This is a genomic window from Geothrix rubra (assembly GCF_030268065.1).
GTDB lineage: Bacteria > Acidobacteriota > Holophagae > Holophagales > Holophagaceae > Geothrix > Geothrix rubra.
In genome coordinates, this window is the sequence record NZ_BSDD01000001.1 from 240,796 (window position 1) to 266,400 (window position 25,605).

The following is a 25,605-nucleotide window of genomic DNA, read 5'->3' on the forward strand; positions in this document are numbered from 1 at the left end:
GCCCCCGGGAGGCGACGCCACCCGGGGGCGGACTCTGTGCTCCAGGCGTCCGCCGCGAGGTCCCATGAACCCGGTCCGTCCCCATTCCCCCGCCGCCCGCGCCCTCGTCCTGGTCGCCGGCCTCGCCGCAGCCTGGCTGCCGGTCCGGGGCCAGGCCCCCGTCCCCGCCTCCGTTCCGGGCACCTTCGCCCAGAATCCCATCGTCTATTTCGTGATGACGGACCGGTTCTACGACGGGGACCCCTCGAACGACCACAGCTATGGCCGCCAGCGCGAGAAGGATCCGAAGGACGACGTGGGCACCTTCCATGGGGGCGACCTCAAGGGCCTGACCCTCAAGCTGAAGGAGGGCTGGTTCCGGAAGCTCGGCGTGAACGCCCTCTGGATCACGGCGCCCTATGAGCAGATCCACGGCTGGGTGGTGGGCGGCCGGGAGGAGTTCCGGCACTACGCGTACCACGGCTACTACGCCCTGGACTACACGGTGCTCGACAAGAACATGGGCACCCCCGAGGATCTGCGGGAGCTGGTGGACACGGCCCACAGCCAGGGCATCCGCATCCTGTTCGACGTGGTGATGAACCACCCCGGCTACCTGGATCTCCAGACGGCCCACGACCTGCACGTGAACGTGCTCTGGCCGGGCTGGGAGAAGGCCACGATCAAGAACTACCACAGCTTCATCGACTACAACAGCGACGCCTGGGCGGACTGGTGGGGCCGCGACTGGGTGCGCGCCGGGCTTCCCGGCTACATCGACGGCGGCCGCAACGATCTCACCATGCAGATCGCCTTCCTGCCGGACTTCCGCACCGAGAGCAGCAAGCTGGTCAAGCTTCCGAAGTTCCTCCACGACAAGCCGGATACGAAGGCCGTGGACCTCCCCGACACCACCGTCCGGGGCTACCTCATCAAGTGGCTCACGGACTGGGTCCGGGAGTACGGCATCGACGGCTTCCGCTGCGACACCGTGAAGCACGTGGAGCCCGAAGCCTGGGCCGCGCTCAAGGACCAGGCCACGAAGGCGCTCGCCGAGTTCAAGGCCAAGAACCCCTCCCGGAAGGTCGACGATGCCCCCTTCTGGATGGTGGGCGAGTACTGGGGGGCGGGCCCCGAGAAACACAAGATGACCCGGTACGGCTTCGACGCCATGATCAACTTCGAGTTCCAGGGGGACGCGGACGAGTTCGCCAAGCCCGAGAAGCTCTTCAGCCAGTACGCCAGGATCCAGGCCGGCAAGCCGGTCCACATGTTGAACTACCTCTCGTCCCATGACACCTCGCTCTTCGACCGCACGAAGCTGATCGAGGGCGGAGCGGCCCTGCTGCTGGCCCCGGGCGGTGTCCAGATCTTCTACGGCGACGAGACCGCCCGGCCGGCAGGCTACAAGCCCCGCACGGATCCCCAGCAGGCCACCCGGTCCGACATGAACTGGGCGAATCCTGATGAGAAGGTGCTCGCCTTCTGGCGGAAGCTGGGGACCTTCCGCGAGCGGCACTGCGCCCTGGCTGTCGGGGAGCACAAGCAGATCTCCGAGAAGCCCTACGCCTTCAGCCGGGTGGATGGGGCCACCGGCGACCGGGTGGTGGTGGCGCTCGACGCCACCGGGCCGGTCACCCTCCCCGTCGCGGGCGTCTTCCTGGAGGGCGAGACGCTCGAGGATGCCTATACGGGCCGGACGACCGTGGTGGCCGGCGGGAAGGTGACCGTCCAGGCCGGGGGCGTGGTGCTGCTGGAGCGGGTGAAGACCGGCGCCCATTGAGCCGGTTGCACCTGTAGACGAATCGAACTGAACGAACGCTAGGAGTGGCCATGTCCGCCAAGAAACTGCCCCGGGTCGCGTACTTCTGCATGGAGTACGCCCTGGAGAGCTCATTCAAGATCTACTCCGGGGGCCTGGGGATCCTGGCCGGAGACTACCTCAAGGGGGTGAAGGACCACGGCTACCCCATGGTGGGCATCGGCATCCGCTGGAAGCAGGGCTACGGCGAGCAGCTGGTGGACGGGGCGACGGGGAAGGTGTACGACGCCTATCGGAACGCCAGCCACGAGTTCCTGGAGGACACGGGCGTCACCGTCGAGGTGGAGATCAAGAGCCGGCCCGTGAAGGTGAAAGTCTGGCGGGTGAACAGTTACGGCGTAGATTCCCTCTACCTCCTGGACACGGACATCGAGGAGAACGATGGCGAGGCCCGTTGGATCACCGGGCAGCTCTACGGCTGGTTCGGTGAGGAGCGGGTGGCGCAGGAGATGGTGCTGGGCATCGGCGGCGTGCGGGCCCTGCAGGCCTTGCGCATCAAGCCCGACGTGTACCACTTCAACGAGGGGCACGCGCTCTTCGCGGGCTTCGAGCTGATGCATCAGCGCATGGCCAAGGGCGCCACCTTCGAGGCCGCCTGGGCCAGGACCCGCGAGGAGGTGGTGTTCACCACCCACACGCCCATCGTCCAGGGCAACGAGTCCCATCCCATCGACCGGTTCATGTACCTGGGCGCCAATCTGGGGATGACGAAGGCCCAGCTCAAGCAGCTCGGCGGCAGCCCCTTCAACATGACGGTGGGTGCCCTGCGCCTCTCCCGCATCTCCAACGCGGTGGCCGACCTGCACCGGGTCACCTCGAACAAGATGTGGAAGCACATCGAGGGTCGCAGCGAGATCATCGGCATCACGAACGCCATCCACCGGCCCACCTGGGTGGATCCGCGCATGCTCGACCTGGCGGAGGCCTGCGACGGGTCGAAGAAGGCCAAGGACGCGCTGTGGAAAGCCCACATGGACAACAAGCGGAAGCTCATCCACTTCGTGGAGAGCCGTACCGGTGTGAAGCTGGACGCGGAGTGCCTGCTCATCGGCTTCTCGCGGCGGGCCGCGCCCTACAAGCGCTCGAACTTCATCTTCACGGACCGTAAATTCATCGAGCCCCTGCTGAAGAGCGGACGGCTCCAGATCGTCTTCTCGGGCAAGGCCCATCCCCTGGACGACAACGGCAAGCGCATCGTCGAGAACATCCTGGAGATGACGAAGCGGTATCCGGGAAGCGTGGTGTTCCTCGAGAACTACGACATGGAGATCGGCCGCATGCTCACCCGTGGCTCGGACGTCTGGCTGAACAACCCGCGCCGGCCCAAGGAGGCCTCCGGGACGTCCGGCATGAAGGCGGCCATGAACGGGGTGCTGAACCTCTCCATCCTGGACGGCTGGTGGCCGGAGGCCTGCCAGCACGGCGTGAACGGCTGGCAGTTCGGGGATGGCTTCGAGAGCGAGGACGAGTCCGTGCTCGACAGGCACGACTTCAAGGCCTTCAAGAAGGTGCTGGCCGATGAGGTGCTCCCGACGTACTACGATCGCCGCGACGCCTGGATGGACATGATGGTGGCCTCCATCCGGTCCACCCGCGACGCCTTCGGCGTCCAGCGCATGCTCGACGAGTACTACGACCGGATGTACAAGCGGTCCGCCCGCTGACCGACCCGTCCCAAGCCCCGGAGGCTCCGATGATCCGCCGCACCCTGCTGCCCCTGGCTTCGAGCCTGATCCTCCTCCTCGGATGTGGCGGCGGCGGGGGGGGCGGATCCGCCTCCACGCCCGTTCGGGACGCCGCGGCCATCGATGCGGACAGCGGGGCCACGCCGGCGGCCGACCCCGCCTACTACAAGATCCCCAGCGAGACCTTGGGGCCCGTGTTCGGCAGCGGGACCGTCACCTTCACCTACTGGAACCCCAACGCCAGCACCGTCTCGCTCTGCCTCTACACGAACTGGAACGACGCCCTGACCAGTCCGGCCGCCACCCGGCCCATGACCCGGGGGGCGGGCGGCATCTGGACCAGCGGGGCCATCGCCCGCCCCGCCCAGTCCTTCTATGTCTTCCAGGTGGGGGGCCAGTACGTGCTGGACCCCTATGCCAAGTCCATGGCCCAGTGGGTCCACACCTCCTCGACCTCCATCTCCGGCGACAGCATCGGCAAGGGGGCCATCGTGGATCCCTCGGCCATCGGACCTGATGGCGGCTGGACGCCCTACGCCGGGACGTCGTACTACTTCGACGGGTCGGCCATGAAGGGGCCCGACGGCACCACGGCCGCTCCCTACGCCTACGCCTCCAACCGCGACGCCATCATCTACGAGGCCGGTGTGCGGGATCTGACGGTGGATCCCAACCTCAGCGGCTTCGCCGCGGGCCACCCCTGGGGCACCTTCAAGGGCCTGGTGGACCTGCTGCCCCACATCCAGAGGCTGGGCGTCACCCATGTCCAGTTGCTCTGCCCCCTGGAGAACTACACCTACGACCAGACGAAGGTCGGCACCCGCGAGCTGAACATCGCCATGACCTCCGGGGCCAACTACAACTGGGGCTACGATCCCCAGAACTACTTCACACCCACCGGCATGTACTCGGCCAACCCCCTGGATCCCGCGGCCCGGGTCAACGAGCTGAAGACCCTCATCAACGAGATCCACAAGCAGGGCATGGGCGTCATCCTCGACGTCGTGTACAACCACACGGCCAACAACGCGGTGCTGGCCGATTCCGGCCTGCAGGGCTATTTCTACCGCAGCACCAGCCGGAATGGCGCCGGCAGCCAGGACGTTCGCTCCGAGGCGAAGATGGTGCGGAAGCTCATCGTGGATTCCATCGTCCACTGGGTGCGCGAGTACCGGGTGGACGGTTTCCGGTTCGACCTCATGGGCGTGCTGGACACCCAGACCGTCAAGGATGCCTACGCCGCGGCGAAGGCGCTCGATCCCCAGGTGATCTTCCTGGGCGAGGGCTGGAACGGCTTCTACAGCGGCCCGGCCACGGACTACAACGGCGACGCCATGACCGGTGCGGATCAGGGGAATTCGGCCCAGTTCCTGGGGCAGAACGTCGCCATGTTCTCCGACAGCTACCGCCAGGTCTTCAAGAACGGGTATCCCAACGACGGCCAGCCGGCCTTCCTGTCGAACCTCGCCCAGCCCCTGGCGACGCTGTTCTCCAATGCGGCAGGTGTCCCCACCAACGCCAACCCGGCCTTCGCGCCGGGCTCCACGGCGAACGTCGTGGACTACCTGACCTGCCACGACAACCTCTGCCTCTATGACACGCTGGCCATGGCCACGAACGCACCGGCCACGGCCGCGGGCGACGCCGTGATCCTCCAGCGGGCCCGGCTGGCCTACGCCGCACTGCTCTCCTCGCAGGGCGTGGCCTTCATCCACGCCGGGGACGAGATGTTCCGGACCAAGGAAACCACGGGCACCTACCCGAACACCAAAACCAATGGCACCCGGTGCTTCGTGGACAACTCCTACAACGCCTCCGATGCCATCAACCTGGTGGCGTGGAACCGGGTGTACACCGGGGGGAATCCCCTGGCCGGCGGATTCATGAACTACGACACCTCGCAGAACGGCTACAAGCTCTACAGCTACGTCCAGGGCCTCATCGCCCTGCGGAAGGCCACGGACGCCTTCCGCCTGCCCGACGCCGTGCGGGCCGCCCGCGTTTCCCCGCTCTTCCCCGACGGGGCGGGCACGAGCGGGCTGGCCTTCGGCACCAAGTCCGTGGGCACGGACGGCGCCTACTACGTCCTCCTCAACGCCGGCAGCACCGCCCAGACCTTCACGGCGGATGCGGATCTCTCCACGGCAACCCTCCTGGCAGACGGCGCCACCGCGGGTACCACGGCCATCGTCTCGCCTACGGGGGTGACGGTCTCGGGCACCACGGTGACGGTCGCCCCCCTGACCGCGGCCATCCTCCGGAAGTGATCACTCCAGTCCGGTGAAGGCCACCTCCAGCTTCCTGCGGCCGGGGAAGCCCGGCAGCGGGAGGCTGGCGCGCCGGAGGATCCGGCCCTCGAACACGTAGGGGCGGACGTCGGCCTTGGCATCCTTCGGGGCGAAATAGAGCACGGCGGGTTGCCCGTGGAGGGCCTGGGCCACCAGGTAGCCCACCAGGGCATGCTCGGCGGAATGGTAGCCGCTCTTCCACTGGTGGATCTTGAGGCCCTCCCAGGGCTCGAAGTCCGGCGGGCCGCCGGCGCCGCCCCAGACCTCGTGGTGCTCGTGGTCCACCATGCGCCGGAACCAGAACTCCGCCGTGCGGGGCAGGGGGGCCGCCTGGGCGGGATCCCGAAGGGCCAAGGTCCCCGCCAGCTGGTCCAGCTCCGCGTAGATCCACCACTCCTTGCCCGGGTCCACGGTGCCGTCCGGCCGGAGGCGGGAGCCCCAGGTGCCCGAATCCGGCAGGTAGGCCTGGGCCAGGACGGCTTTCCCGGCCTCCGTGGCGAAGGTCACCAGGCCGTCGTCGTGGAGGAGCCGGCCGGTGCGTTCCAGCATCCAGCAGGCCTTGGCGGTGTGGCCGAAGTCGGTGTGGCGGGAGCCCAGCTTCTTCTGCGCGGGGTCGTGGAGGGTGCCCCAGAAGAGGTGGTGCCCAGGATCGTAGTAGTCCCGTTCGATGACGTGGGCGAGGCGCTGCAGATCCTCCACCCAGGGTCTCCGCTCCTTCGGGGGCAGGACGGGCGCCAGCAGCAGGAGGTAGGCGTTGATCTGGTCCAGCTGCGAGACCAGCTCCTGGCGCCGCTCGTCGTGGTCGGCATCCGGTGTGACGACCCAGCGCAGGGCCTGCCATTGCGGGTTCCAGTACCGGCTGAAGATGTGGTGCTTCAGGCGAAGGAGGTCCTTCAGCACCGCCTCGTCCCGGGTGAGGTAGTAGTACATGGCCAGCCCGACGCCGGCATAGGCCAGGTCCTGGCTGGTGCGGGCGAGCACCGCCGGATGCGGGATGCCCTTCTCCCAGTAGGTCACGGCGCTGCCGGTGGCGGGATCGAGGGCGTGCGTCCGGATCCAGTCCACCCCGTCCCGGGCCAGGGCCAGCATTTCCGGATCGCCCGTAAGGTGGTAGGCCACACCGTAGAAGTAGGTCTGCCGGGACTTCATGCGGACGTAGTCGCGACCGAACTCCTGGCGGATCCAGCCCGGCGCGTCGGCGACCTCCTGGGGCGGATGGGCCCAGTCGATGGCCTTGCCGTCGATGGCCCGGAAGGTGGGGAAGTCGCCCCGGGGGGTGCCCCAGGCATCCGGCAGGTTCCAGTAGGGCAGGAGGTCCTCGCGGAAGTGCTGGAGCCAGCGGTCTCCTGTGGGGAGGTTGCCCGGGACCTCTGCGACCAGAGGCGCGGGCACGGGGGCCTTGGCCGGCGCCTGCGCGAAGGACGCGCCGGCCAGCGAGAGAAGGATGAACAGGAGGCGGCGCATGCGCATGGGGGGCCCAGTCCTTATCCTCTGCGTTCCCGGCGATGAAGGGGCTTTCCTACTTCGCGGCGACCCGCAGCATCCGCAGCAGGTTGGCGGAGTAGCCCCACTCGTTGTCGTACCAGGCCACCACCTTCACGAAGGTGGAATCCAGCATGATGCCGGCGTCGGCGTCGAAGACGGAGGGGCAGGATTCGCCGCGGAAATCGGTGGAGACGACCTTGTCGGTCGTGTAGCCCAGCACGCCCTTCAGGGGACCCTCGGAGGCCGCCTTCATGGCGGCGCAGATGGCCTCGTAGGTGGTCTCGGTCTTCAGCTCCGCCGTGAGATCGACCACGGAGACGTCCGAAGTGGGCACCCGGAAGGACATGCCCGTGAGTTTCTTGTTCAGCTCGGGGATGACCTTGCCCACGGCCTTGGCCGCGCCGGTGCTGCTGGGGATGATGTTCTCGAGGATGCCCCGGCCGCCGCGCCAGTCCTTGTTGCTGGGGCCGTCCACGGTCTTCTGGGTGGCGGTGGTGGCGTGGACGGTGGTCATGAGGCCGCGCTTGATGCCGAAGGCGTCGTGGAGCACCTTGGCCACCGGCGCCAGGCAGTTGGTGGTGCAGCTGGCCGCGGAGAGGATGGCCTCCCCCGCGTAGGCCGCGTCGTTCACGCCGAAGACGAACATGGGCGTGTCGTCCTTGCTGGGGGCGGACATGATCACCTTCTTCGCCCCGGCCTGCAGGTGCTTGTCGGCGCCCTTGGGCCCGGTCTTCTCCAGGAAGAGGCCCGTGGATTCGATGACGAGGTCGGCGCCGGCCTCGTTCCATTTCAGGGCCGCGGGATCCTTCTCGGCGGTGAGGCGGATCCGCCGCCCGTTCACCACCAGGGTGTTCCCCTCCACGGTGACATCGCCCTTGAAGCGGCCGTGCACCGAATCGTACCGGAGCATGTAGGCCAGGTACTCCGGCTCCAGCAGGTCGTTGATGGCCACGACCTCGATGTCCTGGAAGTCCCGCAGCGCTGCGCGGAACACCACGCGGCCGATGCGGCCGAATCCGTTGATGCCAACCTTGATCGCCATGGAACTGCTCCTTCGGGAAGGGGTTCAGGGGGCGAGCGCGGCGGCCTGGCGGGCCAGATGCGTGATGGCCTTCCAGTCGCCGGCGTCGAGGAGGGATGGAGGGGCAAGCCAGGATCCACCCACGCAGACCACATTGGGAAGGGCCAGATAGGCCCGGGCGGTCTCGGGGCCGATGCCCCCGGTGGGACAGAAGCGGAGGTCCCTGAAGGGTCCGGCCAGGGCCTTGAGCATGCCGAGGCCGCCGGCCTGCTCCGCGGGGAAGAGCTTGAGGTGCGTGAAGCCCGCCGCCGCGGCGGTCATCACCTCCGTGGGGGTCATGACCCCGGGCAGGAAGGGCAGGGGTCCCCGCGCCGCCGCCTCGAGAAGGGGCCTGGGCAGGCCCGGGCTCACCGCGAAGGTGGCGCCGGCCTCCTCGGCCTGGCGCAGCGCCTCCGGGGTGGTCACGGTGCCGGCGCCCACGTGGGCCTGCGGAAAGGCCCGGCGGATGCGCCGGATGGCCTCCAGGGCAGCGGGCGTGCGCAGGGTGATCTCCAGGGTGGGGATCCCGCCCGCCAGCAGCGCCTCGGCCAGGGGCAGGGCCTGGTCGGCGTGCTCCAGGGCGATGACGGGCATCACCGGCGAGGCGCGGAGGATCGCTTCCAGGCCCGGGGTCATGGCCGGCTCCCGTCGAAATCGGGGCCGAAGGCCGTGGCCCCGGCCTCCGCCTCGGTGGCGTGGGCCCGGAAGAGCCCGAACAGCTCCCGGCCCGATCCGTGGGTGCGGCCTCCGCCGGGTGGCGGTGCGGCGGGGCGCAGGGCCCACTCCGCCGGGTCCACCTTCACCTCCAGCCGGCCGCGCTCGGCGTCCAGCTCGATGAGGTCCCCGTCCCGGATCTTGGCGAGGGGGCCGCCGGCCAGGGCCTCGGGCGAGACATGGATGGCGGCGGGCACCCGGCCGGAGGCCCCGGACATGCGGCCGTCCGTGACCAGGGCCACCTTGAAGCCGTGGTCCTGGAGGTTCGCCAGGGGCGGCGTGAGCTGGTGGAGCTCGGGCATGCCGTTGGCCCGGGGGCCCTGGAAGCGCACCACGGCCACCAGGTCGCCCGTGAGCTCCCCGGCGCGGTAGGCCGCCTGGAGGGCCTCCTGGCCCTCGAAGACCCGGGCCGGGGCCACGAGGCGCCGATGCTCGGGCTTCACGGCGGCGACCTTGATGATCGAGCGTCCCAGGTTGCCGGTCAGCAGCCGCAGGCCGCCGTCGGGGGCGAAAGGCCGCGCCGCGGAGCGGAGGATGCCCTCGTCTCCGCTGAGGACGGGGGACTCGCGCCAGCGGAGCTCGCCGGCCCGGAGTTCCGGCGCCTGGGTGTAGGACCGCAGGCCGGGGCCGGCCACGGTCAGCACGTCCTCGTGCAGGAGGCCGAGGTCCAGCAGCTCGCGGATGAGGAAGCCCATGCCACCGGCGGCGTGGAAGGCGTTCACGTCCGCCGAGCCGTTCGGATAGACCCGCGCCAGCAGGGGCACGTGGGCGGACAGCTCATCGAAGTCGCTCCAGTCGATGCGGATGCCGGCGGCCCGGGCGATGGCCACCAGATGAAGGGTGTGGTTGGTGGACCCACCCGTGGCCAGGAGGCCGACCATCCCGTTCACGAGGGCGCGCTCGTCCACCACCAGGCCCAGGGGCGTGTAGTCGGGGCCGCCTGCGACCAGGGCCACGGCCCGGGTCGCGGCCTGGCGCGTGAGGGCCTCGCGCAGGGGGCTGCCCGTGGGCACGAAGGCCGAGCCGGGCAGGTGCAGGCCCATGACCTCCATCAGCATCTGGTTGCTGTTGGCGGTGCCGTAGAAGGTGCAGGTGCCGGGTGCCGAATAGGAGGCCGCCTCCGCCGCCAGCAGCTCTTCCCGGCTGGCCTGGCCTGCGGCGGCCCGCTGCCGGACCTTGGCCTTCTCCTCGTTCGGGATGCCGCTGGGCATGGGGCCGCCGGGCACGAAGACCGCGGGCAGGTGGCCGAACTGCAGGGCCCCGATGAGGAGGCCCGGCACGATCTTGTCGCAGACCCCCAGGCACAGCACGGCGTCGAAGACGTTGTGGGAGAGCGCCACCGCGGTGGCCATGGCGATGACGTCCCGCGAGAAGAGGGAGAGCTCCATGCCCGGCTGGCCCTGGGTGATGCCGTCGCACATGGCGGGGACGCCCCCGGCCACCTGGGCCGTGGCCCCGGCCGCCCGGGCCGCGGCCTTGATCCAGGCCGGGTAGGCTCCCAGGGGCTGGTGGGCCGAGAGCATGTCGTTGTAGGCGGTCACGATGCCGAGGTTGGGCTGGCGGCCCTCCCTCAGGGCGGCCTGGTCGGCCCCGGCCGCGGCGAAGGTGTGGGCCAGGTTGGCGCAGGAGACGTCGCAGCGATGGGGCGTGGCCGAGGCGGCCTCCCGGATCTGGGCCAGGTAGGCCTCCCGGCCGACGCGGCTGCGTTGCCGGATCCGGTCCGTGAGGTCGGCCACGTGGGGGTTCAGGGCCATGGCGGTGTCTCCCTGGGCCCGACGGGGCCCGCGGCGTTTGTAACAATATTACTTTGTGTAACCGGTTGCATTAAAAATTGTCGTAGTATTTCTACATTCGGAGCCTCCATGAAGACCCTGCCCGATTTCGACATGGTCCTGTTCGGCGGGACCGGCGACCTGGCCATGCGGAAGCTGCTGCCGGCCCTCTACCAGCAGGTGCGGGCAGGCACGGTCCCGCAGGGATCGCGCATCCTCGCCGCGGCCCGGAAGCCGCTGTCCCGGGAGGCCTTCCTGGAGCTGGCCGAGACCACCTGCCGGCCCTTCCTGGGCGCCGACTACGACGCGGACACCTGGCGGGCCTTCGCCGCGCGGATCAGCTACTTCCCCATGGATGTGCAGGCCGGCGCCAGCTACGGGGCCCTGGGCGCGGCCCTGGGCCTGCATCCGGACCGTGTGCGGGTCTTCTACTACTCCACCTCGCCGGACTTCTTCGCCACCATCTCGGACCACCTCGGTGCCGCGGGCCTCATCACCGAGGCCTCGCGGGTGGTGGTGGAGAAGCCCCTGGGCCACGACCTCGACTCCTCCCGGGAGATCAACGACGCCGTGGGCCGGCACTTCGCGGAACGCCAGATCTTCCGCATCGACCACTACCTCGGCAAGGAGCCCGTGCAGAACCTCCTGGCCCTGCGGTTCGGCAACGTCCTCTTCGAGCCCATGTGGCGGCGGGAATGGGTGCAGGACGTGCAGATCACCGTGGCGGAGCAGCTGGGTGTGGAGGGCCGCGGCGACTTCTACGAGGGCACGGGCGCCCTGCGCGACATGCTGCAGAACCACCTCCTCCAGCTGCTCTGCATCGTGGCCATGGAGCCTCCCCCCAGCAGCGATCCCGATGCCGTGCGCGACGAGAAGCTGAAGGTGCTGCGGTCCCTCAAGCCCTTCACGCCGGCGGATGTGGCCGCGCGGACGGTGCGGGGCCAGTACAAGGCCGGGGCCGTGGCCGGGGCGCCCGTGGCCGGCTACGTCGAGGAGCCGGGCGTGGCCCCCGGCAGCCGCACGGAGACCTTCGTGGCCGTGAAGGCCGAGATCGAGACCTGGCGCTGGGCTGGCGTGCCCTTCTTCCTGCGCACGGGCAAGCGCATGCCGGAGAAGCTGGCGGAGATCGTCATCAACTTCCGGCAGGTGCCCCACGCCATCTTCGGCGAGGCCACCCAGGGCACCCGCTCCAACCGCCTCATCATCCGCATGCAGCCGGACGAGAGCATGCGGCTCCACCTGGTGGCCAAGCAGCCGGGGGATGCCATGGCCCTGCATCCGGTGCACCTCAACCTGGACTTCTCCGAATCCTTCCGGGCACGCCGGCTGGAGGCCTACGAGCGCCTGCTCATGGACGCCATCCGGGGACGGCTCACCCTCTTCGTCCGCCGGGACGAGCAGGAAGCCGCCTGGCGCTGGGTGGAGCCGATCCTCGAGAGCTGGGCGGCCAGCGAGGACCGGCCCAAGGCCTACACGGCGGGCAGCTGGGGGCCAGCCGCCTCCAGCGCCCTCCTCTCCCGCGACGGCCTGGCCTGGAACGAGGAGGACTGACCATGGCCCGGCTCCTCGAGTATGCCGATGCGGAGACCGCGGCCGCGGCCCTGGCCCTGCACGTCGCCGGGCGCCTGAGGGCGGATCTGGACAGCCAGGAGCGGACCGTCCTGGTGGTCTCCGGCGGGAAGAGCCCGGTCCCGTTCTTCCGTGCCCTGGCGGCCCAGCCCCTGGCCTGGGAGCGCCTGATCGTCACCCTCGCCGATGAGCGCTGGGTGCCGCCGGATCACCCGGACAGCAACGAGGCCCTGGTCCGCCGCCACCTCCTCACGGGCCGCGCCGCCGCCGCGCGGATGGTCCCCCTCTGGTCCGCGTCCGCCACCCCTGAGGCTGCCGCGCAGGCCCTGGTCCCGGTCCTCGCGGCCCTGCCGCGCCCCTTCGGCCAGGTGGTGCTGGGCATGGGCGAAGATGGCCATGTGGCCTCGCTGTTTCCCGATGCGCCCGAGCTCCAGGAGGGCCTCCGGACGGCGGAGCCGGTCCTCGCCGTCCACCCCGGCGCTGCCCCGCATCCGCGCCTGAGCCTGTCGCTTGCGACCCTCCTCCAGAGCCGCGACCTCGCCCTCCTGGTCTCCGGGGAGCCTAAGGCCCGGCTGCTGGAGCGGGCGCTGGGGGACGGACCCGTGGAGGAGCTGCCCGTGCGGGCCGTCCTCCGGCAGGCGGCGGTGCCCGTGTCGGTCTTCTGGGCGCCCTGATGGCGCTCCTCGGCCGGATCCAGGCCCTCCTTCCCGAGCTCCCGCCCTCCGAGCGCCGGGTGGCGGAGGTCGTCCTGCACCGTCCGGTGGAGGTGGTCTCCGCGCCCATCTCGCAGATTGCCGCCTGGGCGGAGGTGAGCCAGCCCACGGTCATCCGCTTCTGCCGCCGCCTGAAGTGCGCGGGGCTGCCGGGCTTCAAGCTCCGGCTCGCCGGGGACCTGGGCGCGGGCATCCCCTTCGTCCACGCCCGCCTCACCCCGGGCGACGATCTGGGCAGCCTCATCGGGAAGGTCTTCGACCACGCCGGGGCGGGCCTGGCCCGGGGCCGCGACGCCCTGCGCCCCGAGGTCCTCGCGAGGGCGGTGGACCTCCTCGATGGCGCCAGCCGCATCGAGTGCTACGGCCTGGGCAACTCCGGGGTCACGGCCCAGGATGCCCAGATGAAGCTCTTCCGGCTGGGCACGCCGACGCTGGCCTGCACCGATGTCCAGATGCAGCGCGTGGCGGCCACGCTCCTCCCGCCCGACGCGGTGGCGCTGTGCATCTCCAATTCCGGCCGCACCCGGCCCCTGCTGGAGGTGGCGCAGCTGGCCCGCGACGCCGGCGCCACCGTCATCGCCCTTACCCGCTCGGGCAGCCCCCTCGCGGAGGTGGCGGACCTGCTCCTGCCCGCCGACGTCCAGGAAGATCCCGAGGTCTATGCGCCCATGGTCGCCCGGCTGGTGCACCTCACCCTCATCGATGTCCTGACCGTGGCCCTCGCCCTGCGGAAGGGTCCCGAGGCCGTCGGCCGCATGGAGGCCGCGAAGGCCTCCCTCAAGCCCACCCGGGAGCCCTGAGGCCGCTCCGATCCCCCGATCGCAGGGGCCCGGCGCCGTTTTCTTCCTCCGTCTCCGCGGCTGGATCGCCTTTTGTTCGCCTGCCCTTTCGGCGCCAGCGCCAGGCAGGCCGGGATTCCGTCGCCCCTCCAGCGGGCTGGCAAGGTCGCGCATGTTCGCTTTTCTTTTGGCTTGTGGCCCTTTGAGAGGTTTCTAGACTTTCAAGTGGTTCCCAGTGGAAGAAAGTGGAATGAAGTGGATCAAGGTGGTCCACCCCTAGCCGCCGAATCCTCCTGGGCAACTGGTTGAAAGGCGTCACCGGTGCTGCGACTTCGCGGAAACTCACCGGCCACGGTGGATGAGAAGGGGCGTCTGAAGCTCCCCTCCTCCTTCAAGGCCGAGCTGGAGACCTTCGCCCAGGGCGAGGGGGGCGGAGCCCTGCGGCACTACCTCACCTCCCTGGATGGCCGCTCGGCCCGCCTCTACCCGCTGCCGGTGTGGGAGGCCATCGAGGCCCGCCTGGCCGCGCTGCCCGCCACGAACCCGGCCAAGCGCCGCTTCCTGGAAGTCACCGCCTACTACGGCAGCGAGGTGGAGCCCGACGCCCAGGGCCGCTTCGTCATCCCGCCCATCCTGCGCGAGGCCGCCCAGCTCACCGGAGAGGTCGCCCTCCTCGGCCAGATGGACCACCTCGCCCTCTGGAACAAGGCCGGCTTCGAGCGCCGCATGGCCGCGGAGCCCCTCAGCGTCGAGGACCTGGCCCAGCTCGCGGACCTGGGGATATGAGCGTGGCGACCCCGACCCCCCTCCACGTCCCGGTCCTCCTCCAGGAGGTCGTGGACAACCTGCCGCTGCCGCCGGCGGCCCGGATCCTCGACCTCACCCTGGGCCTGGGCGGTCATGCGGAGGCCCTCCTGGCCCGCTGCGACGCCGGCAGCCGCTACCTGGGCGTGGACCGTGATCCCCAGGCCAGGGCCCTGGCCCTCCAACGCCTGGGGGGCGACGCCCGGCTCTCGATCCTGGCCTGCGCCCACGAGGACGTCTGGAAGGATCCCGCCTTCCTCGACTGGATGGCCAGCCATGCCCCGGAGGGCTTCGACGCCATCCTGGCGGACCTGGGCGTCTCCACCCTGCAGCTCCGGAGCCCCGAGCGGGGCTTCAGCTTCCGGGACGAGGGACCCCTGGACATGCGCATGGACACGGAGCACGGCCCCACGGCCCTGGCGTGGATCGCCGCCCAGACCGACGAGAGCCTGGCCGATGCCCTCTACCAGTTCGGCGAAGAGCGGGCCTCCCGCCCCATCGCCCGTGCCATCCTCGCGGCGTTGCGGGACGGGCGCCTCGCGACCACCCGGGACCTGGCCGAGGCCGTCTACACCGTGATCCCCCGGGAGCCCGCCAAGCGCAAGGGCCTCAGCGACCCGGCCACCCGCACCTTCCAGGCGGTCCGCATCGCCGTCAACGGCGAACTGGAGTGCCTGGCCGCGACCCTCGAATCCGCGGCGAACGCGCTCAGGCCCGGCGGGCGACTCGCCGTGATCAGCTTCCACAGCCTGGAGGACCGCATCGTCAAGCAGACGCTGCGGCGCCTCGCGGGCATCTACGACGGCCCGGGACGCGTGGCGCCCGTGACCCTGCCGAAACGCCTGCGCCTCCTCCATCCCGGCGGCATCGCCCCCGGCGAGGCCGAGGCCGCCGCCAATCCCCCCTCCCGCTCCGCCCGCCTGCGCCTGGCCGAGCGGCTCCCCTGACCGAGGTTCCGAGATGTCCGTGTCCGTCCAGTCCCGCATGGCGGCTCCCCCCCGCAGGGTGGAGAGCGAAGGCATCCTGCGCATGCTCCTGCTGGTGCTGGCCCTGGCCATGCCCCTCATGACCATCGCCTACCTCAAGATCCAGAGCACCCGCCTGGGCTACGCCATGGGCGACCTGAAGGAGCGCATCCGCAAGGAGGAGGAGGTCCAGCGCAAGCTGCTGCTCGAGCGCAGCCGCTACCAGCGGGACGAGGCCGTCCAGGTCTACGCCGAGAAGGCGGGTCTCCAGCCGCGCAAGCAGGGCCACCTGATCCGCCGTTCCTTCACCGTGGAGGACCAGCGGCTGGCCAAGCTGGGCCCCGTCTCGTCGGACACCTTCTAGCCCGGATCCCGGTCCGGCGCCGGATCGCCTATCCTGGCGGAGGGCGGTCCCCGTCCCCGCGTCCTTCCCTCCGACCGATCCCGGCTCCTCCGTGCCCCTTCCGTTCGCCACCCAGCCCCGCGCCTCCCGTCGTCTGCTCGGCCACCAGGAGGCGGAGGATCTGCTGGCCCGCCGTCTCCCCTGGCTGCTGGGCGGGATGCTGCTCTGGGCCCTGGCCATCCTCCTGCGGCTGGTGTGGCTCCAGGTGGTGGAGCACGCCCGCTACCGGGCCCGGGCCGAGCAGCAGCACACCACCGTGGTGCCCATCCCCCCCATCCGGGGCGAGCTTCGGGACCGGCGGGGCGAGCCCCTGGCCATCTCAATCAAGGTGGAGAGCCTCTTCGCGGATCCCCGCGTGTTCTACCCGGACTACAAGGCCGGCAAGGGGGAGGAGCGGGCCTGGGGCGAACCCGACCGGAAGGCGGCGGCCCGGGTGGCCGCGAAGCTGGCGCCGATCCTCGAGCAGCCCCGGTCCGCCTTGCTGGAGAAGCTGCTCCGGAAGAAGTCCTTCGTCTACCTCGAGCGCCACCTCGCGCCTGCCAAGAGCGATGCCATCCGGGCCATGGCCCTCGACGGCGTCGAGTTCCAGCCCGAGAGCCGGCGCTACTACCCGAGGGGCAGCCTGGCGGCGCAGGTGCTCGGCTTCACCAATATCGACGGCGTGGGCCAGCTGGGCATCGAGCAGACCTACGACAAGCAGCTGGCGGGCCTGAAGGGCGAGCTCATCGCCCCCCGGGATGCCCACGGGAAACTGCTCATCCTCCAGGAGAACTACAGCCAGGTCCCCGTGAACGGGGCCTCGCTGCAGCTCAGCATCGACGCCACCATCCAGCACATCGTCGAGGATGCCCTGGAGGAGGGGGTGCGCATGGCCCACCCCAAGACGGCCTACGCGGTGGTGGTGGATCCCCAGACCGGGGAGATCCTCGCGATCGCCGGCACGCCGACCTTCGACCCGAACCACATCCTGCCCAGGAAGTTCATGAACCGGCCCGAGTCGGACCTCTCGCCCGCCGAGAAGGAGGAGCTCCGCCGGGAACTGGACCGCCAGAAGGAGGCTCGCAAGGTGCATCCGGTGGAGGACGCCTACGAACCCGGGTCCACCATGAAGATTTTCACCCTGGCGGCGGCCCTGGAGGAGCGGAAGGTCCACCTGGGGGAGCGCATCGACTGCATGGGCGGACGCTGGAAATACAATCCCAAGATCCCGCCCATCACCGATACCCACCGCCACGGACTCCTCACCTTCGAGGAGATCCTCTGGCAGAGCTCCAACATCGGTGCCGCCAAGATCGGCACGCGGCTGGATCCCGCCGTCCACTACCAGTTCCTCCGCAAGTTCGGCTTCGGGGATCCCACCGGACTGAACTTCCCCGGGGAGAGCGCCGGGCGGCTCCTGGCGCCGGACCGCTGGACCCTGCCCACCCAGTACACGATGTCCTACGGGTACGGGCTCAGCGTCACGCCGCTCCAGATCCTCATGGCCGGCTGCGCCCTGGCCAACGGCGGCAAGCTCATGCAGCCCATCCTGGTGGAGAAGATCTACAACGACCGCGGCCTGCTCCTGAAGGAGTTCAAGCCCACGGTGCGCGCCCAGGTGATCAGCGAGGAAACCGCCAACATGATGAAGGAGGCCCTCAAGGGGGTCATCACCCAGGGCACCGGCAAGCTGGCCAAGCTGGACAACGGCGTCGAGGCCTTCGGCAAGACCGGCACCAGCCGCAAGCTCATCGACGGGAAGTACGACCTGAGACGGCACTACGCCTCCTTCATGGGCTTCTTCCCGGCGGACAAGCCCCAGTACGGCGTGCTGGTCATGCTGGACGATCCGGCCGGGGACACCACGGGCGGGGATGTGGCGGCGCCCCTCTTCAGGCGCATCGGCAACGAGATCATGCGCTACCGGGAGACGACGCCGGATCCGGACCGCGAGGCCGACCTCAAGCTCTCCCTCCGGGATTGGCCCAGCAGCGAGACGGACGAGGCCTCGGTCCACGTGGAGCGGGGCAAGGTGCCGGACCTCACCGGCCTCAGCCTCAAGGCGGCCATCCAGCGCGTGGTGCTGGTGGGCGGGGTGCCGAAGGTGGATGCCTCGCCGGGCGCGGCGGTCGTGCGGGTGGTGGGCCAGAGCCCCGATCCCGGCACACCGCTCCAGCCGGGTGGCGTGGTGACGATCAAGGCGGGGAACCCATGAAGCTGGACGTGCTCATCGAGGGACTGGCCACGCGTCACGCGGGGCCGGAGGTCGAGGTGGCGGACCTGACTTCCGACAGCCGGGAGGTCCAGCCGGGCTGGGCCTTCCTGGCCCTGAAGGGCGGCAACCTCGACGGTGGGGCCTTCGTGCCCCAGGCCCTCGCCCGGGGCGCGGTGGCCGTGATCTCCGAAGCGGCCGTCCCCCTCCCGGAGGGTGTGGCGGGCTGCACCTTCCAGGGCGACCCCCGGCTGCGGATGGCGGATCTGGCCCGCCGCCTGCACCGGGAACCGGACGAGAAGCTGGCGCTCATCGGCGTGACGGGCACCAACGGCAAGACCACCACCACCACCCTGGTGCGCCAGCTCCTCCGGGGCGCGGGCACCGGCTGCGGGCTCGTGGGCACGGTGCTGAACGCCGCGGGGGACCGCGAGGAGGAGGCCGTCCGGACCACCCCGGAGAGCCCGGCCTTCTACCGCTGGCTGCGGCGCTCCGTGGTCGCGGGCGACCGGGCCTCCGCCGTGGAGGTGAGCAGCCACGGCCTCTGCCTGGGGCGGGTGCATGGCGCCCGGTTCGCGGTGGGGGTCTTCACGAACCTCACCCAGGATCACCTGGACTACCACGGCACCATGGAGGCCTATTTCGAGGCGAAGCGGCGGCTCCAGGCCCAGAGCGAGCGGTTCCTGGTGAACGCCGACGATCCGTGGGGCCGGCGCCTGCTGGAGGCGGGTCCCTTCGCGAGCTATGCCGTGGAGCGGCCGGCGGACTACCGGGCCGAAGCCGTCGAACTGGGCCCCACGGGCACCCGGTTCACGCTGCGGGGTGCCGGGAGTGCCCGGGTCGTCCACAGCCCGCTCCTGGGCCGCTTCAACGTCTACAACCTGCTGGCCGCCCTCGCCGCCTGCGCCGAGGCGGGCTTCGACCTGGACGCCCTCGTGGCTGCCGTGCCGTGCGTGACGGGGGCGCCCGGACGCCTGGAGCGGGTGGACTGCGGCCAGCCCTTCGGCGTGATGGTGGACTACGCCCACACCCCCGACGCCCTGGAGAAGCTGCTGGCCGAGGGCCGGCGCCTCCTGCCGCCCGGCGGGCGCCTGCACGTACTCTTCGGCTGCGGGGGGGACCGAGACCGCACCAAGCGACCCCTCATGGCCGCGGCCGTGGCGGCGGGCGCCGATGTGCTCTGGCACACCAGCGACAACCCGCGCACGGAGGATCCCGAACGCATCCTCGACGATGCCGCGCCGGGCATCCCGGAGGCCCTGCGCCGGGATGCGTCCCGCTACCACCGTCTGGCCGACCGCCGGGAATCCGTGCAGCGGGCGTTGGCCGATTGCCGGCCGGGGGACCTGCTGCTGCTCGCAGGGAAGGGCCACGAGCCCTACCAAGAGATCCATGGCGTGAAGCATCCCTACAGCGACCGCAGCGCCGTCGAGGCGCTCCTGGGGGGCCGGCCGTGAGCGGCCTCTGGTCTCTCTCCGAGGCCTCCGCGCAGGTGGGTGGCGAGATCCTGGGGGACGGTTCCGTCGTCCCCGGCTCCCTCTGCATCGACACCCGCACCCTCCAGCCCGGCGCCTGCTTCGTGGCCCTGCGCGCGGAGCGGGACGGCCATGCCTTCTGCGCCCAGGCGGCCGGGAAGGGCGCCGCGGCCCTGCTGGTGGACGATCCCCAGGACCTCGACCTTCCCCAGCTGGTGGTGCCGGATACGCTGGTGGCCCTGCAGCGCTGGGGCCAGGCGCGCCTGGCGACCGTGCGGCCCCGGGCCGTCTTCGGGGTCACCGGCAGCGTGGGCAAGACCAGCACCAAGGAATTGCTGGCCGCCGCCACGGGCGGGTGGAGGACCCCGGGCAACCGGAACAACACCCTGGGCCTGCCGGAGGCGCTGGCCTCGCTTCCGCAGGGGCTCGGCGCGGCGGTGCTGGAGATGGGGATGAGCACCCCGGGCGAGATCCGGCGGCTGACCGAGATCGCGCCCCTGGATTTCGGGGTGGTCACGGTCATCGGCACCGCCCACCTGGAGAACTTCCCGACCGGACAGCAGGGCATCGCCGAAGCCAAGGGCGAGCTGGTGGCGGGCCTGCGTCCGGGTGGCGCCTGGGCCTACCATGCCTCCGACCCGTGGTGCCGCTGGGTGACCGAGCAGCCCTGGGCCCGGCACGCGGAGGCCCTGCCGGTGGGCGAGGGCGAGGCCTACGGCTGGGAGGACGCCGAGTCCCTGGGCGCCGCCGGCGAGCGCTTCCGGCTCCGCACGCCGCGGGGGACGGTGCCCGTCCACCTGAAGCTGCGGGGCCAGCACCAGGTCCGGAATGCGGCCCTGGCCGGGGCCATCGCCGTGCGGGCCGGCTACCGTCCCGAGGCCGTGGCGCTGGGCCTGGGGGCGGTGGAGCCCGAGGAGGGTCGGGGGCGGCTCCACGGTCTGGCCGGCGGGGGCTGGCTGCTCGACGAGGCCTACAATGCCAGTTCGGACTCCATCCTGGCCTGCGCGGAGGCCCTCCTCGAGCTTCGGGGCGGGGAGGCGGTGGCCGTACTGGGCTCCATGCGCGAACTGGGCCCCGGGGCTGCCCGCATCCACCAGGAGACGGGCCGGGCCCTGCGCCGGCTGGGCCTCTCTGGCCTGTGGGCCTTCGGCGATTTCGCCCGGGACTACGCGGAGGGCTTTGGGGCGGGGGCCCTGGCCTTCCCGGATTTCGAGTCCCTGCGGGACGAGGGGACGGGTCTCTCCGCGATTCCCCCCGGAGCCCGTATCCTGGTGAAGGGCAGCCGCTACTGGCGCGCCGAACGCGCCGTGGCGTGGCTCCTCGAACACCGATCCTCCTGAACCCCGACTCCCGACCCCGGAATCCCCATGCTCCCCTGGCTCCTCTATCCCTTCCGCGACATGGTTCCGGGATTCTCGGTCTTCCGCTACATCACCTTCCGGGTGGCCATGGCGGCCGCCACGGCCATGGTGCTGAGCCTGCTGCTGGGGCCCTTCGTCATCCGCACCCTGACCGCCCTCAAGATGGGGCAGCACATCCGGGACGTGGGACCCGAACATCACCGGAGCAAGGCGGGGACGCCCACCATGGGCGGCATCCTCATCGTGCTGGTCATCACCGTGTCCACCCTGCTCTGGTGCGAGCTCAGCAGCGGCGCCATCTGGGTGGTGCTGCTCTCCCTGATCGGCTTCGGGCTGGTGGGGGCCTTCGACGACGCCCAGAAGCTGCTCAAGAAGCAGAACCTGGGCCTCACGAGCTGGCAGAAGATGCTGCTGCTCACGGCCATCTCGCTCCTCGTGGCCGGCCTGATCCTCCACTTCGGCCTGCGGGGCGCCTCCACCAGCAAACTCTCCGTCCCCTTCTTCAAGAACTTCAAGCCTGACGTGGGGATCTTCCTCATCCCCTGGATCTGGCTCGTGATGGTGGGCACCAGCAACGCGGTGAACCTCACGGACGGACTGGACGGGCTGGCCGCGGGCGGCACCCTCATCGTGGCCTTCACCTTCGCGATCCTCTCCTATGCCGTGGGCCACGCGAAGATCGCCGCCTACCTGGCCGTGCCCCACGTGCCGGGCGGCGCGGAACTCTCCGTGTTCATGGGCGCCATGGCCGGGGCCTGCCTGGGCTTCCTCTGGTTCAACGCCCATCCGGCCGAGGTCTTCATGGGGGACACGGGCTCCCTCGGCCTGGGCGGGGCCCTGGGTACCGTGGCCGTGGTCATCAAGCAGGAGCTCCTGCTGGTGATCGCCGGCGGCCTGTTCGTGCTGGAGGCCGTGAGCGTCATCCTGCAGGTGGGCAGCTACCGGCTCCGGGGCGGCAAGCGCATCTTCCGCATGGCTCCCTTCCACCACCACATGGAGCTGGGCGGCCTGCAGGAGACCAAGGTCGTCATCCGGCTCTGGATCACGGCCATCGTCTGCTCGATCCTCGCCCTCAGCTCCCTGAAGCTGCGGTAGGAGCCCAGGGGACGGCCCCCGGGGAGGCATTGCCCAGCGAGCCTGCGTCCTTCCCGGATCCCGGCGTACAAGGCGGGGGCCCCGGCCGGAGCCGGGGCCCCTGGAACAGCCCCCGCTACTGGTTCGCGGGCGCCACGACCTGGTAGACCGAGTAGGGCGTGGAGACCATGAGATCCCCGTCGGCGTTGGCGCTGAGTCCCTGAGGCACGAAGACCACGGCGCCAAGGAAGCTCTTGCTGGCGTCGGTGCCACCACCATTGTCGGGGTTAAGGTAGCCGGGCTTCTGGCCCATCAGATTCTGGGCGGTGGTGCTCGTCGCATACCCGAGGAGGGTGCTGACGTCGCCAGTGGTTGCGTTGATGGCCCGAATGCCGTTCTGGCCGTTGGACTGGCTGTTCGTGTAGTTGGTCACGTAGACGTAGGTGCCGGCCGTGGTGATCCCGAGCGGCGACACGAACTGCGCGGTGGTCCTCGCACCGTCCGTCCACCCGGCGGTGCCGGTACCCACGGCGAAGAGCAGGGTGCCGGTGGCATCGAACTTCTTGACCTGGCTCGCACCGGTCACGGACACCCACACGGAACCATCCGGGGCGAACGCCACGCCCGTGGGATTGGCGCCCGTGGCGGCCACGAAGTCAGTGCTGGCGCCGGTGACGGCATCAATCTTGAATACCTTCAGGGCGGTGGCATCCGTGGCATAGACAGAGCCGGTGGCGGAATCCACGGCCAGGCCCGCGTGGTTGGGCGCGGCAGGATAGGTTCCGCCGGTCACGGCGAAGGTGGCCTCGGTGAAGGAACCATCGGGATTCGGGGTGAACTTGCGCAGCTTCTTGGTGGTGCCCGTGTCCGCCACGAAGAGGGCCACGAGGGCCTGGGTGGCGGGGTCCACCTGGACCGCGACGCCCTTGGGCGTGGAGAACGCGATGTTGGTGGAACTGGCATCCTTGAGGGTGGTCACGGTGCCGTCTGCAGAGATGATGCGCACCAGGTTGTTGCCCGTATCGGCGGCGAAGGTCCGGCTGCCGTCAGGGAGAGTGGCGAGGTTGGCGCCATAGGCCGTGCCGAAGTTGAACCGGGCCCGGGCACCCGCATCATCGATGGCGGTCCCGACGATCCTTGGGCCGCCGGCATACGCATAGCCCGCGGGCTTGCTGGGGTCATCCAGGGTCCAGGTCAGCTGGCCGGTGGCGGGGGATGTCACCGTGATCTCGCGGATCGACTGGACCGTGTAGGTGCTGCCTGTGGCGTCAGCCACGTAGAGCTTGGTCCCGGCGGTGCCATCGCCCTTGGCGGCCACGTAGTACGGACGCGCCAGGCTGGCGGTCGTGGAGGTCGGGAAGGTGCTGGTGCCGTCCCAGGTGGTGGCGGAGGGGGCGTAGCCCTCCGTGGCGGTGCCGGTCTTTCCGGCGATGGTGATGAGGGCGCCGGCGAGGGGTCCGCCCACCGGCACCATGCGGATGGCCATGTTGAAGGAATCGGCGATGTAGACGTTGCCGGAATCATCAACACTGACGCCGCTGGGGCCGTTCAGCAGGCCGCTGGTGGCCACGGCGTTGTCCGCATAGCCCTGGGCGCCGGTTCCCGCGAAGAGGCTCACCACGGGGCTGGCACCGGAGACGTCGATCTTCATGATCTTGTTGACGCCGGTGGTGCTGCACGCCACGTAGAGGAGCCTGCGCCCCCCGTTGAAGTCCTTGGCCATGGCCGTGGCGGCCACCACGCCGCTGCTCGTAAGGCTGGCGACGAGCACGGGAGCCGGGGTGGCCGAAGTGAGGTCCATGGTGTAGAGACTGCCGGACCCGGTGGCGAAATCCACGAAGTACATCTTGCGGCTGGCGTCGATGACGAAGGCGTTGGTGTTGAGGGTGAATCCGGCCACCAGGCTGGGGGTGTAGGTGCCGTCGGCATTGGGGCTGAGCTTCAGGAGCCGCTTGGTGGTGTAACTCTCGCCACCGACGTAGATGTCTCCGGTAACCGGATCCGTGGCCGTGTTGCGGGGTTGGAGGAGGCTGCTGGTATCGGAGTTGGTGCCCGTCGCGCCGGCCACCCCGGGCTTGCCCGCGAGGGTGGTGACCTTGCGATCGGGGGTGATGCGGCGGATCAGGTTGTTCGTGTAGTCCGCCACGATCATGGTGCCGTCATTGGCCTTCTCCTCCCAGGTGATGGCGTTGGGGCGATAGAAGCGTGCCGTCGAGAACCCGGTGACCGGATCCGCGCCGCCATCCACATTCCCGGTGCCGGAGCTGAAGGAGCCGGCCACGTGATGCAGGCCCTTGGCTGCGACCTTGATCGTGCGGGTGTCCCCGCCGAGGGTGTTGGAGCCGGCCAGCGTGTAGGCCTGGCGGCGGACGGGGCTCACCGTGGCGCTGGTGGTGCCGAGCACGTTGCCGCCGTTCAAGGTGAGGGCATCGGCCATGCCCGTGTAGGCCCAGCTCAGGGTGGAGGTTCCACCGAAGAGGACCGGGCTGGGGGCGGCGGAGAAGGACGTGAGGGTCACGGGGGCCGTGCCGACGGTGAGGCCCACGGTCCGGGTGACAGGTGTTCCGCCGGACGCCGGGGTGGCGGTCAGGGTGTAGGTCGTGGTGACGGCCGGACTGACGTTCTTCGTGCCGGCCAGGGAGAAGGGCCCCGTTCCGAGGCTGGCATCCGCCGGCGAGGCGGAGATGCTCACGGCAGTGAACACCCCGGCCGCCTGGCTGGCATCCCAGGCGAGGCTGGCGCTTCCGCCCAGGTTGATGGCGGCAGGTGCCAGGGTGAAGCTCAGGGGCGTGGCGGCCACGGTGATCTTGAGGTCGCGGGTGGTGTTGCCGACGGTGTTGGTGGCCTTCACCGTGAAGGTGGCCTGGGCCGCCGCGACCTGGGGCGTTCCGCTGACGATGCCGGTGGCGGCATCCAGCGAGAGCCCGGCGGGCAGGGCCGGCGACACGCTGTAGGTGATGCTGGGGCTGCCGGACACGCTCGGGGTGTTGGCGGGGATCGCCACATCCACGTAGTAGGTCGCGTCCTCGTTGGCGTAGGTGAGGCCGGAGGGCGCCGTGAGGACGGTCACGGAGACGGTGGCGCTGGCCTTCTGGCCGTCGCCGCTGGTCACCGTCAGGGTGTAGGTGGTCGAAGCGGTGATGTTCGTGATCTGGAACGGCACGTTGCTGGTGACCGGGATGTTGCCGGGGGTGACCACCGCGCTCCCGTCCTTCATGCCGAAGTTGGCGAGGCACCAGACGCTGCCGCCGGTTCCGACCTCGACGCTCTTCAATCGCTTCGTGGGGTCCGTGGGGAAGCTCTTGGCCAGGGCGACCTGGAAGGAGGAGATGGCCGGGGCGGGATTCTCGTAGCCCTTGGGGTTCGAGGCGCAACCGGTCTGCACGACGGCGAGCCCCGTGACCAGTCCGAGGGTCAGGCAGGCCGTCGCCCAGAGGGCGGTCCGGCGGTTGGAAGGGGTCTGCAT

At 70.1% G+C, this 25,605-nt stretch carries 18 protein-coding genes; 13 read left to right on the forward strand and 5 right to left on the reverse strand.

What is annotated here, in order from left to right; genetic code table 11:
• The first annotated feature begins 64 nt into the window (after positions 1-64).
• The 3 genes from QSJ33_RS01045 to QSJ33_RS01055 are packed head-to-tail and all read left to right on the forward strand — an operon-like array spanning position 65 to position 5,753.
• Positions 65-1,762, forward strand: coding sequence for an alpha-amylase family glycosyl hydrolase (locus QSJ33_RS01045; protein ID WP_285722236.1), 1,698 nt, complete (start codon positions 65-67; stop codon positions 1,760-1,762).
• A 50-nt stretch (positions 1,763-1,812) separates the two neighbouring features.
• Positions 1,813-3,465, forward strand: a complete 1,653-nt coding sequence (gene glgP / locus QSJ33_RS01050; RefSeq protein ID WP_285722237.1) for an alpha-glucan family phosphorylase — start codon at positions 1,813-1,815, stop codon at positions 3,463-3,465.
• Positions 3,466-3,494: 29 nt separating this feature from the next.
• Positions 3,495-5,753, forward strand: coding sequence for an alpha-amylase family glycosyl hydrolase (locus tag QSJ33_RS01055; protein WP_285722238.1), 2,259 nt, complete (start codon positions 3,495-3,497; stop codon positions 5,751-5,753).
• On the opposite strand, the gene QSJ33_RS01060 is transcribed toward QSJ33_RS01055, so the two are convergent.
• Genes QSJ33_RS01060 through edd form a run of 4 tightly spaced genes read right to left on the reverse strand, consistent with a single transcriptional unit; the run spans position 5,754 to position 10,787 of the window.
• A complete protein-coding gene (locus tag QSJ33_RS01060; RefSeq protein WP_285722240.1) occupies positions 5,754-7,244 on the reverse strand; it encodes an AGE family epimerase/isomerase in 1,491 nt (496 codons plus the stop codon).
• Positions 7,245-7,293: 49 nt separating this feature from the next.
• Positions 7,294-8,301, reverse strand: a complete 1,008-nt coding sequence (gene gap / locus QSJ33_RS01065) for a type I glyceraldehyde-3-phosphate dehydrogenase (RefSeq protein ID WP_285722242.1) — start codon at positions 8,299-8,301, stop codon at positions 7,294-7,296.
• A gap of 24 nt (positions 8,302-8,325) precedes the next feature.
• A complete protein-coding gene (locus QSJ33_RS01070) occupies positions 8,326-8,955 on the reverse strand; it encodes a bifunctional 4-hydroxy-2-oxoglutarate aldolase/2-dehydro-3-deoxy-phosphogluconate aldolase (RefSeq protein WP_285722243.1) in 630 nt (209 codons plus the stop codon).
• Positions 8,952-10,787: a phosphogluconate dehydratase gene (edd, locus tag QSJ33_RS01075; RefSeq protein ID WP_285722245.1), complete on the reverse strand. Its 1,836-nt coding sequence runs from the start codon at positions 10,785-10,787 to the stop codon at positions 8,952-8,954. Before edd ends, QSJ33_RS01070 begins: the two co-directional genes overlap by 4 nt.
• A gap of 108 nt (positions 10,788-10,895) precedes the next feature.
• On the opposite strand from edd, the gene zwf reads away from it, so the two are divergent.
• The 10 genes from zwf (at position 10,896) to mraY (ending at position 22,160) form a co-directional block, all read left to right on the forward strand.
• Entirely contained in the window at positions 10,896-12,356 is a 1,461-nt protein-coding gene (gene zwf / locus QSJ33_RS01080) for a glucose-6-phosphate dehydrogenase (protein ID WP_285722246.1), read from the forward strand.
• A gap of 2 nt (positions 12,357-12,358) precedes the next feature.
• Positions 12,359-13,048, forward strand: coding sequence for a 6-phosphogluconolactonase (pgl, locus tag QSJ33_RS01085; protein ID WP_285722248.1), 690 nt, complete (start codon positions 12,359-12,361; stop codon positions 13,046-13,048).
• Positions 13,048-13,887, forward strand: coding sequence for an SIS domain-containing protein (locus QSJ33_RS01090; RefSeq protein WP_285722250.1), 840 nt, complete (start codon positions 13,048-13,050; stop codon positions 13,885-13,887). The genes pgl and QSJ33_RS01090 overlap by 1 nt, the downstream gene beginning before the upstream one ends.
• A 300-nt stretch (positions 13,888-14,187) precedes the next feature.
• Complete coding sequence (locus QSJ33_RS01095; protein WP_285722251.1) at positions 14,188-14,652, forward strand: division/cell wall cluster transcriptional repressor MraZ; 465 nt, start codon at positions 14,188-14,190, stop codon at positions 14,650-14,652.
• A 2-nt stretch (positions 14,653-14,654) separates the two neighbouring features.
• Positions 14,655-15,617 carry a 16S rRNA (cytosine(1402)-N(4))-methyltransferase RsmH gene (rsmH, locus tag QSJ33_RS01100; protein ID WP_285722253.1) on the forward strand — a complete coding sequence of 321 codons (963 nt, stop codon included), beginning with the start codon at positions 14,655-14,657 and terminating at the stop codon, positions 15,615-15,617.
• A 13-nt stretch (positions 15,618-15,630) separates the two neighbouring features.
• Positions 15,631-15,999, forward strand: coding sequence for a hypothetical protein (locus QSJ33_RS01105; RefSeq protein WP_285722255.1), 369 nt, complete (start codon positions 15,631-15,633; stop codon positions 15,997-15,999).
• 91 nt (positions 16,000-16,090) lie between these two features.
• On the forward strand, positions 16,091-18,232 hold the full coding sequence (locus QSJ33_RS01110) for a penicillin-binding transpeptidase domain-containing protein (RefSeq protein WP_285722256.1): 2,142 nt from the start codon (positions 16,091-16,093) through the stop codon (positions 18,230-18,232).
• Positions 18,229-19,686 carry a UDP-N-acetylmuramoyl-L-alanyl-D-glutamate--2,6-diaminopimelate ligase gene (locus QSJ33_RS01115; protein WP_285722257.1) on the forward strand — a complete coding sequence of 486 codons (1,458 nt, stop codon included), beginning with the start codon at positions 18,229-18,231 and terminating at the stop codon, positions 19,684-19,686. Before QSJ33_RS01110 ends, QSJ33_RS01115 begins: the two co-directional genes overlap by 4 nt.
• Complete coding sequence (locus QSJ33_RS01120; RefSeq protein ID WP_285722258.1) at positions 19,683-21,044, forward strand: UDP-N-acetylmuramoyl-tripeptide--D-alanyl-D-alanine ligase; 1,362 nt, start codon at positions 19,683-19,685, stop codon at positions 21,042-21,044. Before QSJ33_RS01115 ends, QSJ33_RS01120 begins: the two co-directional genes overlap by 4 nt.
• A gap of 27 nt (positions 21,045-21,071) precedes the next feature.
• Entirely contained in the window at positions 21,072-22,160 is a 1,089-nt protein-coding gene (gene mraY / locus QSJ33_RS01125; RefSeq protein ID WP_285722259.1) for a phospho-N-acetylmuramoyl-pentapeptide-transferase, read from the forward strand.
• Positions 22,161-22,275: 115 nt separating this feature from the next.
• On the opposite strand, the gene QSJ33_RS01130 is transcribed toward mraY, so the two are convergent.
• Positions 22,276-25,605: a putative Ig domain-containing protein gene (locus tag QSJ33_RS01130; RefSeq protein WP_285722261.1), complete on the reverse strand. Its 3,330-nt coding sequence runs from the start codon at positions 25,603-25,605 to the stop codon at positions 22,276-22,278.

What these genes read in the sequence shown, in the direction of transcription:
- QSJ33_RS01130 (WP_285722261.1), bottom strand. Translation starts at nt 25,605, where the DNA reads ATGCAGACCCCTTCCAACCGCCGGACCGCCCTCTGGGCGACGGCCTGC.
- glgP (WP_285722237.1), top strand. Translation starts at nt 1,813, where the DNA reads ATGTCCGCCAAGAAACTGCCCCGGGTCGCGTACTTCTGCATGGAGTAC.
- gap (WP_285722242.1), bottom strand. Translation starts at nt 8,301, where the DNA reads ATGGCGATCAAGGTTGGCATCAACGGATTCGGCCGCATCGGCCGCGTG.
- QSJ33_RS01060 (WP_285722240.1), bottom strand. Translation starts at nt 7,244, where the DNA reads ATGCGCATGCGCCGCCTCCTGTTCATCCTTCTCTCGCTGGCCGGCGCG.
- QSJ33_RS01070 (WP_285722243.1), bottom strand. Translation starts at nt 8,955, where the DNA reads ATGACCCCGGGCCTGGAAGCGATCCTCCGCGCCTCGCCGGTGATGCCC.
- zwf (WP_285722246.1), top strand. Translation starts at nt 10,896, where the DNA reads ATGAAGACCCTGCCCGATTTCGACATGGTCCTGTTCGGCGGGACCGGC.
- pgl (WP_285722248.1), top strand. Translation starts at nt 12,359, where the DNA reads ATGGCCCGGCTCCTCGAGTATGCCGATGCGGAGACCGCGGCCGCGGCC.
- QSJ33_RS01105 (WP_285722255.1), top strand. Translation starts at nt 15,631, where the DNA reads ATGTCCGTGTCCGTCCAGTCCCGCATGGCGGCTCCCCCCCGCAGGGTG.
- mraY (WP_285722259.1), top strand. Translation starts at nt 21,072, where the DNA reads ATGCTCCCCTGGCTCCTCTATCCCTTCCGCGACATGGTTCCGGGATTC.
- edd (WP_285722245.1), bottom strand. Translation starts at nt 10,787, where the DNA reads ATGGCCCTGAACCCCCACGTGGCCGACCTCACGGACCGGATCCGGCAA.
- QSJ33_RS01045 (WP_285722236.1), top strand. Translation starts at nt 65, where the DNA reads ATGAACCCGGTCCGTCCCCATTCCCCCGCCGCCCGCGCCCTCGTCCTG.
- QSJ33_RS01055 (WP_285722238.1), top strand. Translation starts at nt 3,495, where the DNA reads ATGATCCGCCGCACCCTGCTGCCCCTGGCTTCGAGCCTGATCCTCCTC.
- QSJ33_RS01115 (WP_285722257.1), top strand. Translation starts at nt 18,229, where the DNA reads ATGAAGCTGGACGTGCTCATCGAGGGACTGGCCACGCGTCACGCGGGG.
- QSJ33_RS01090 (WP_285722250.1), top strand. Translation starts at nt 13,048, where the DNA reads ATGGCGCTCCTCGGCCGGATCCAGGCCCTCCTTCCCGAGCTCCCGCCC.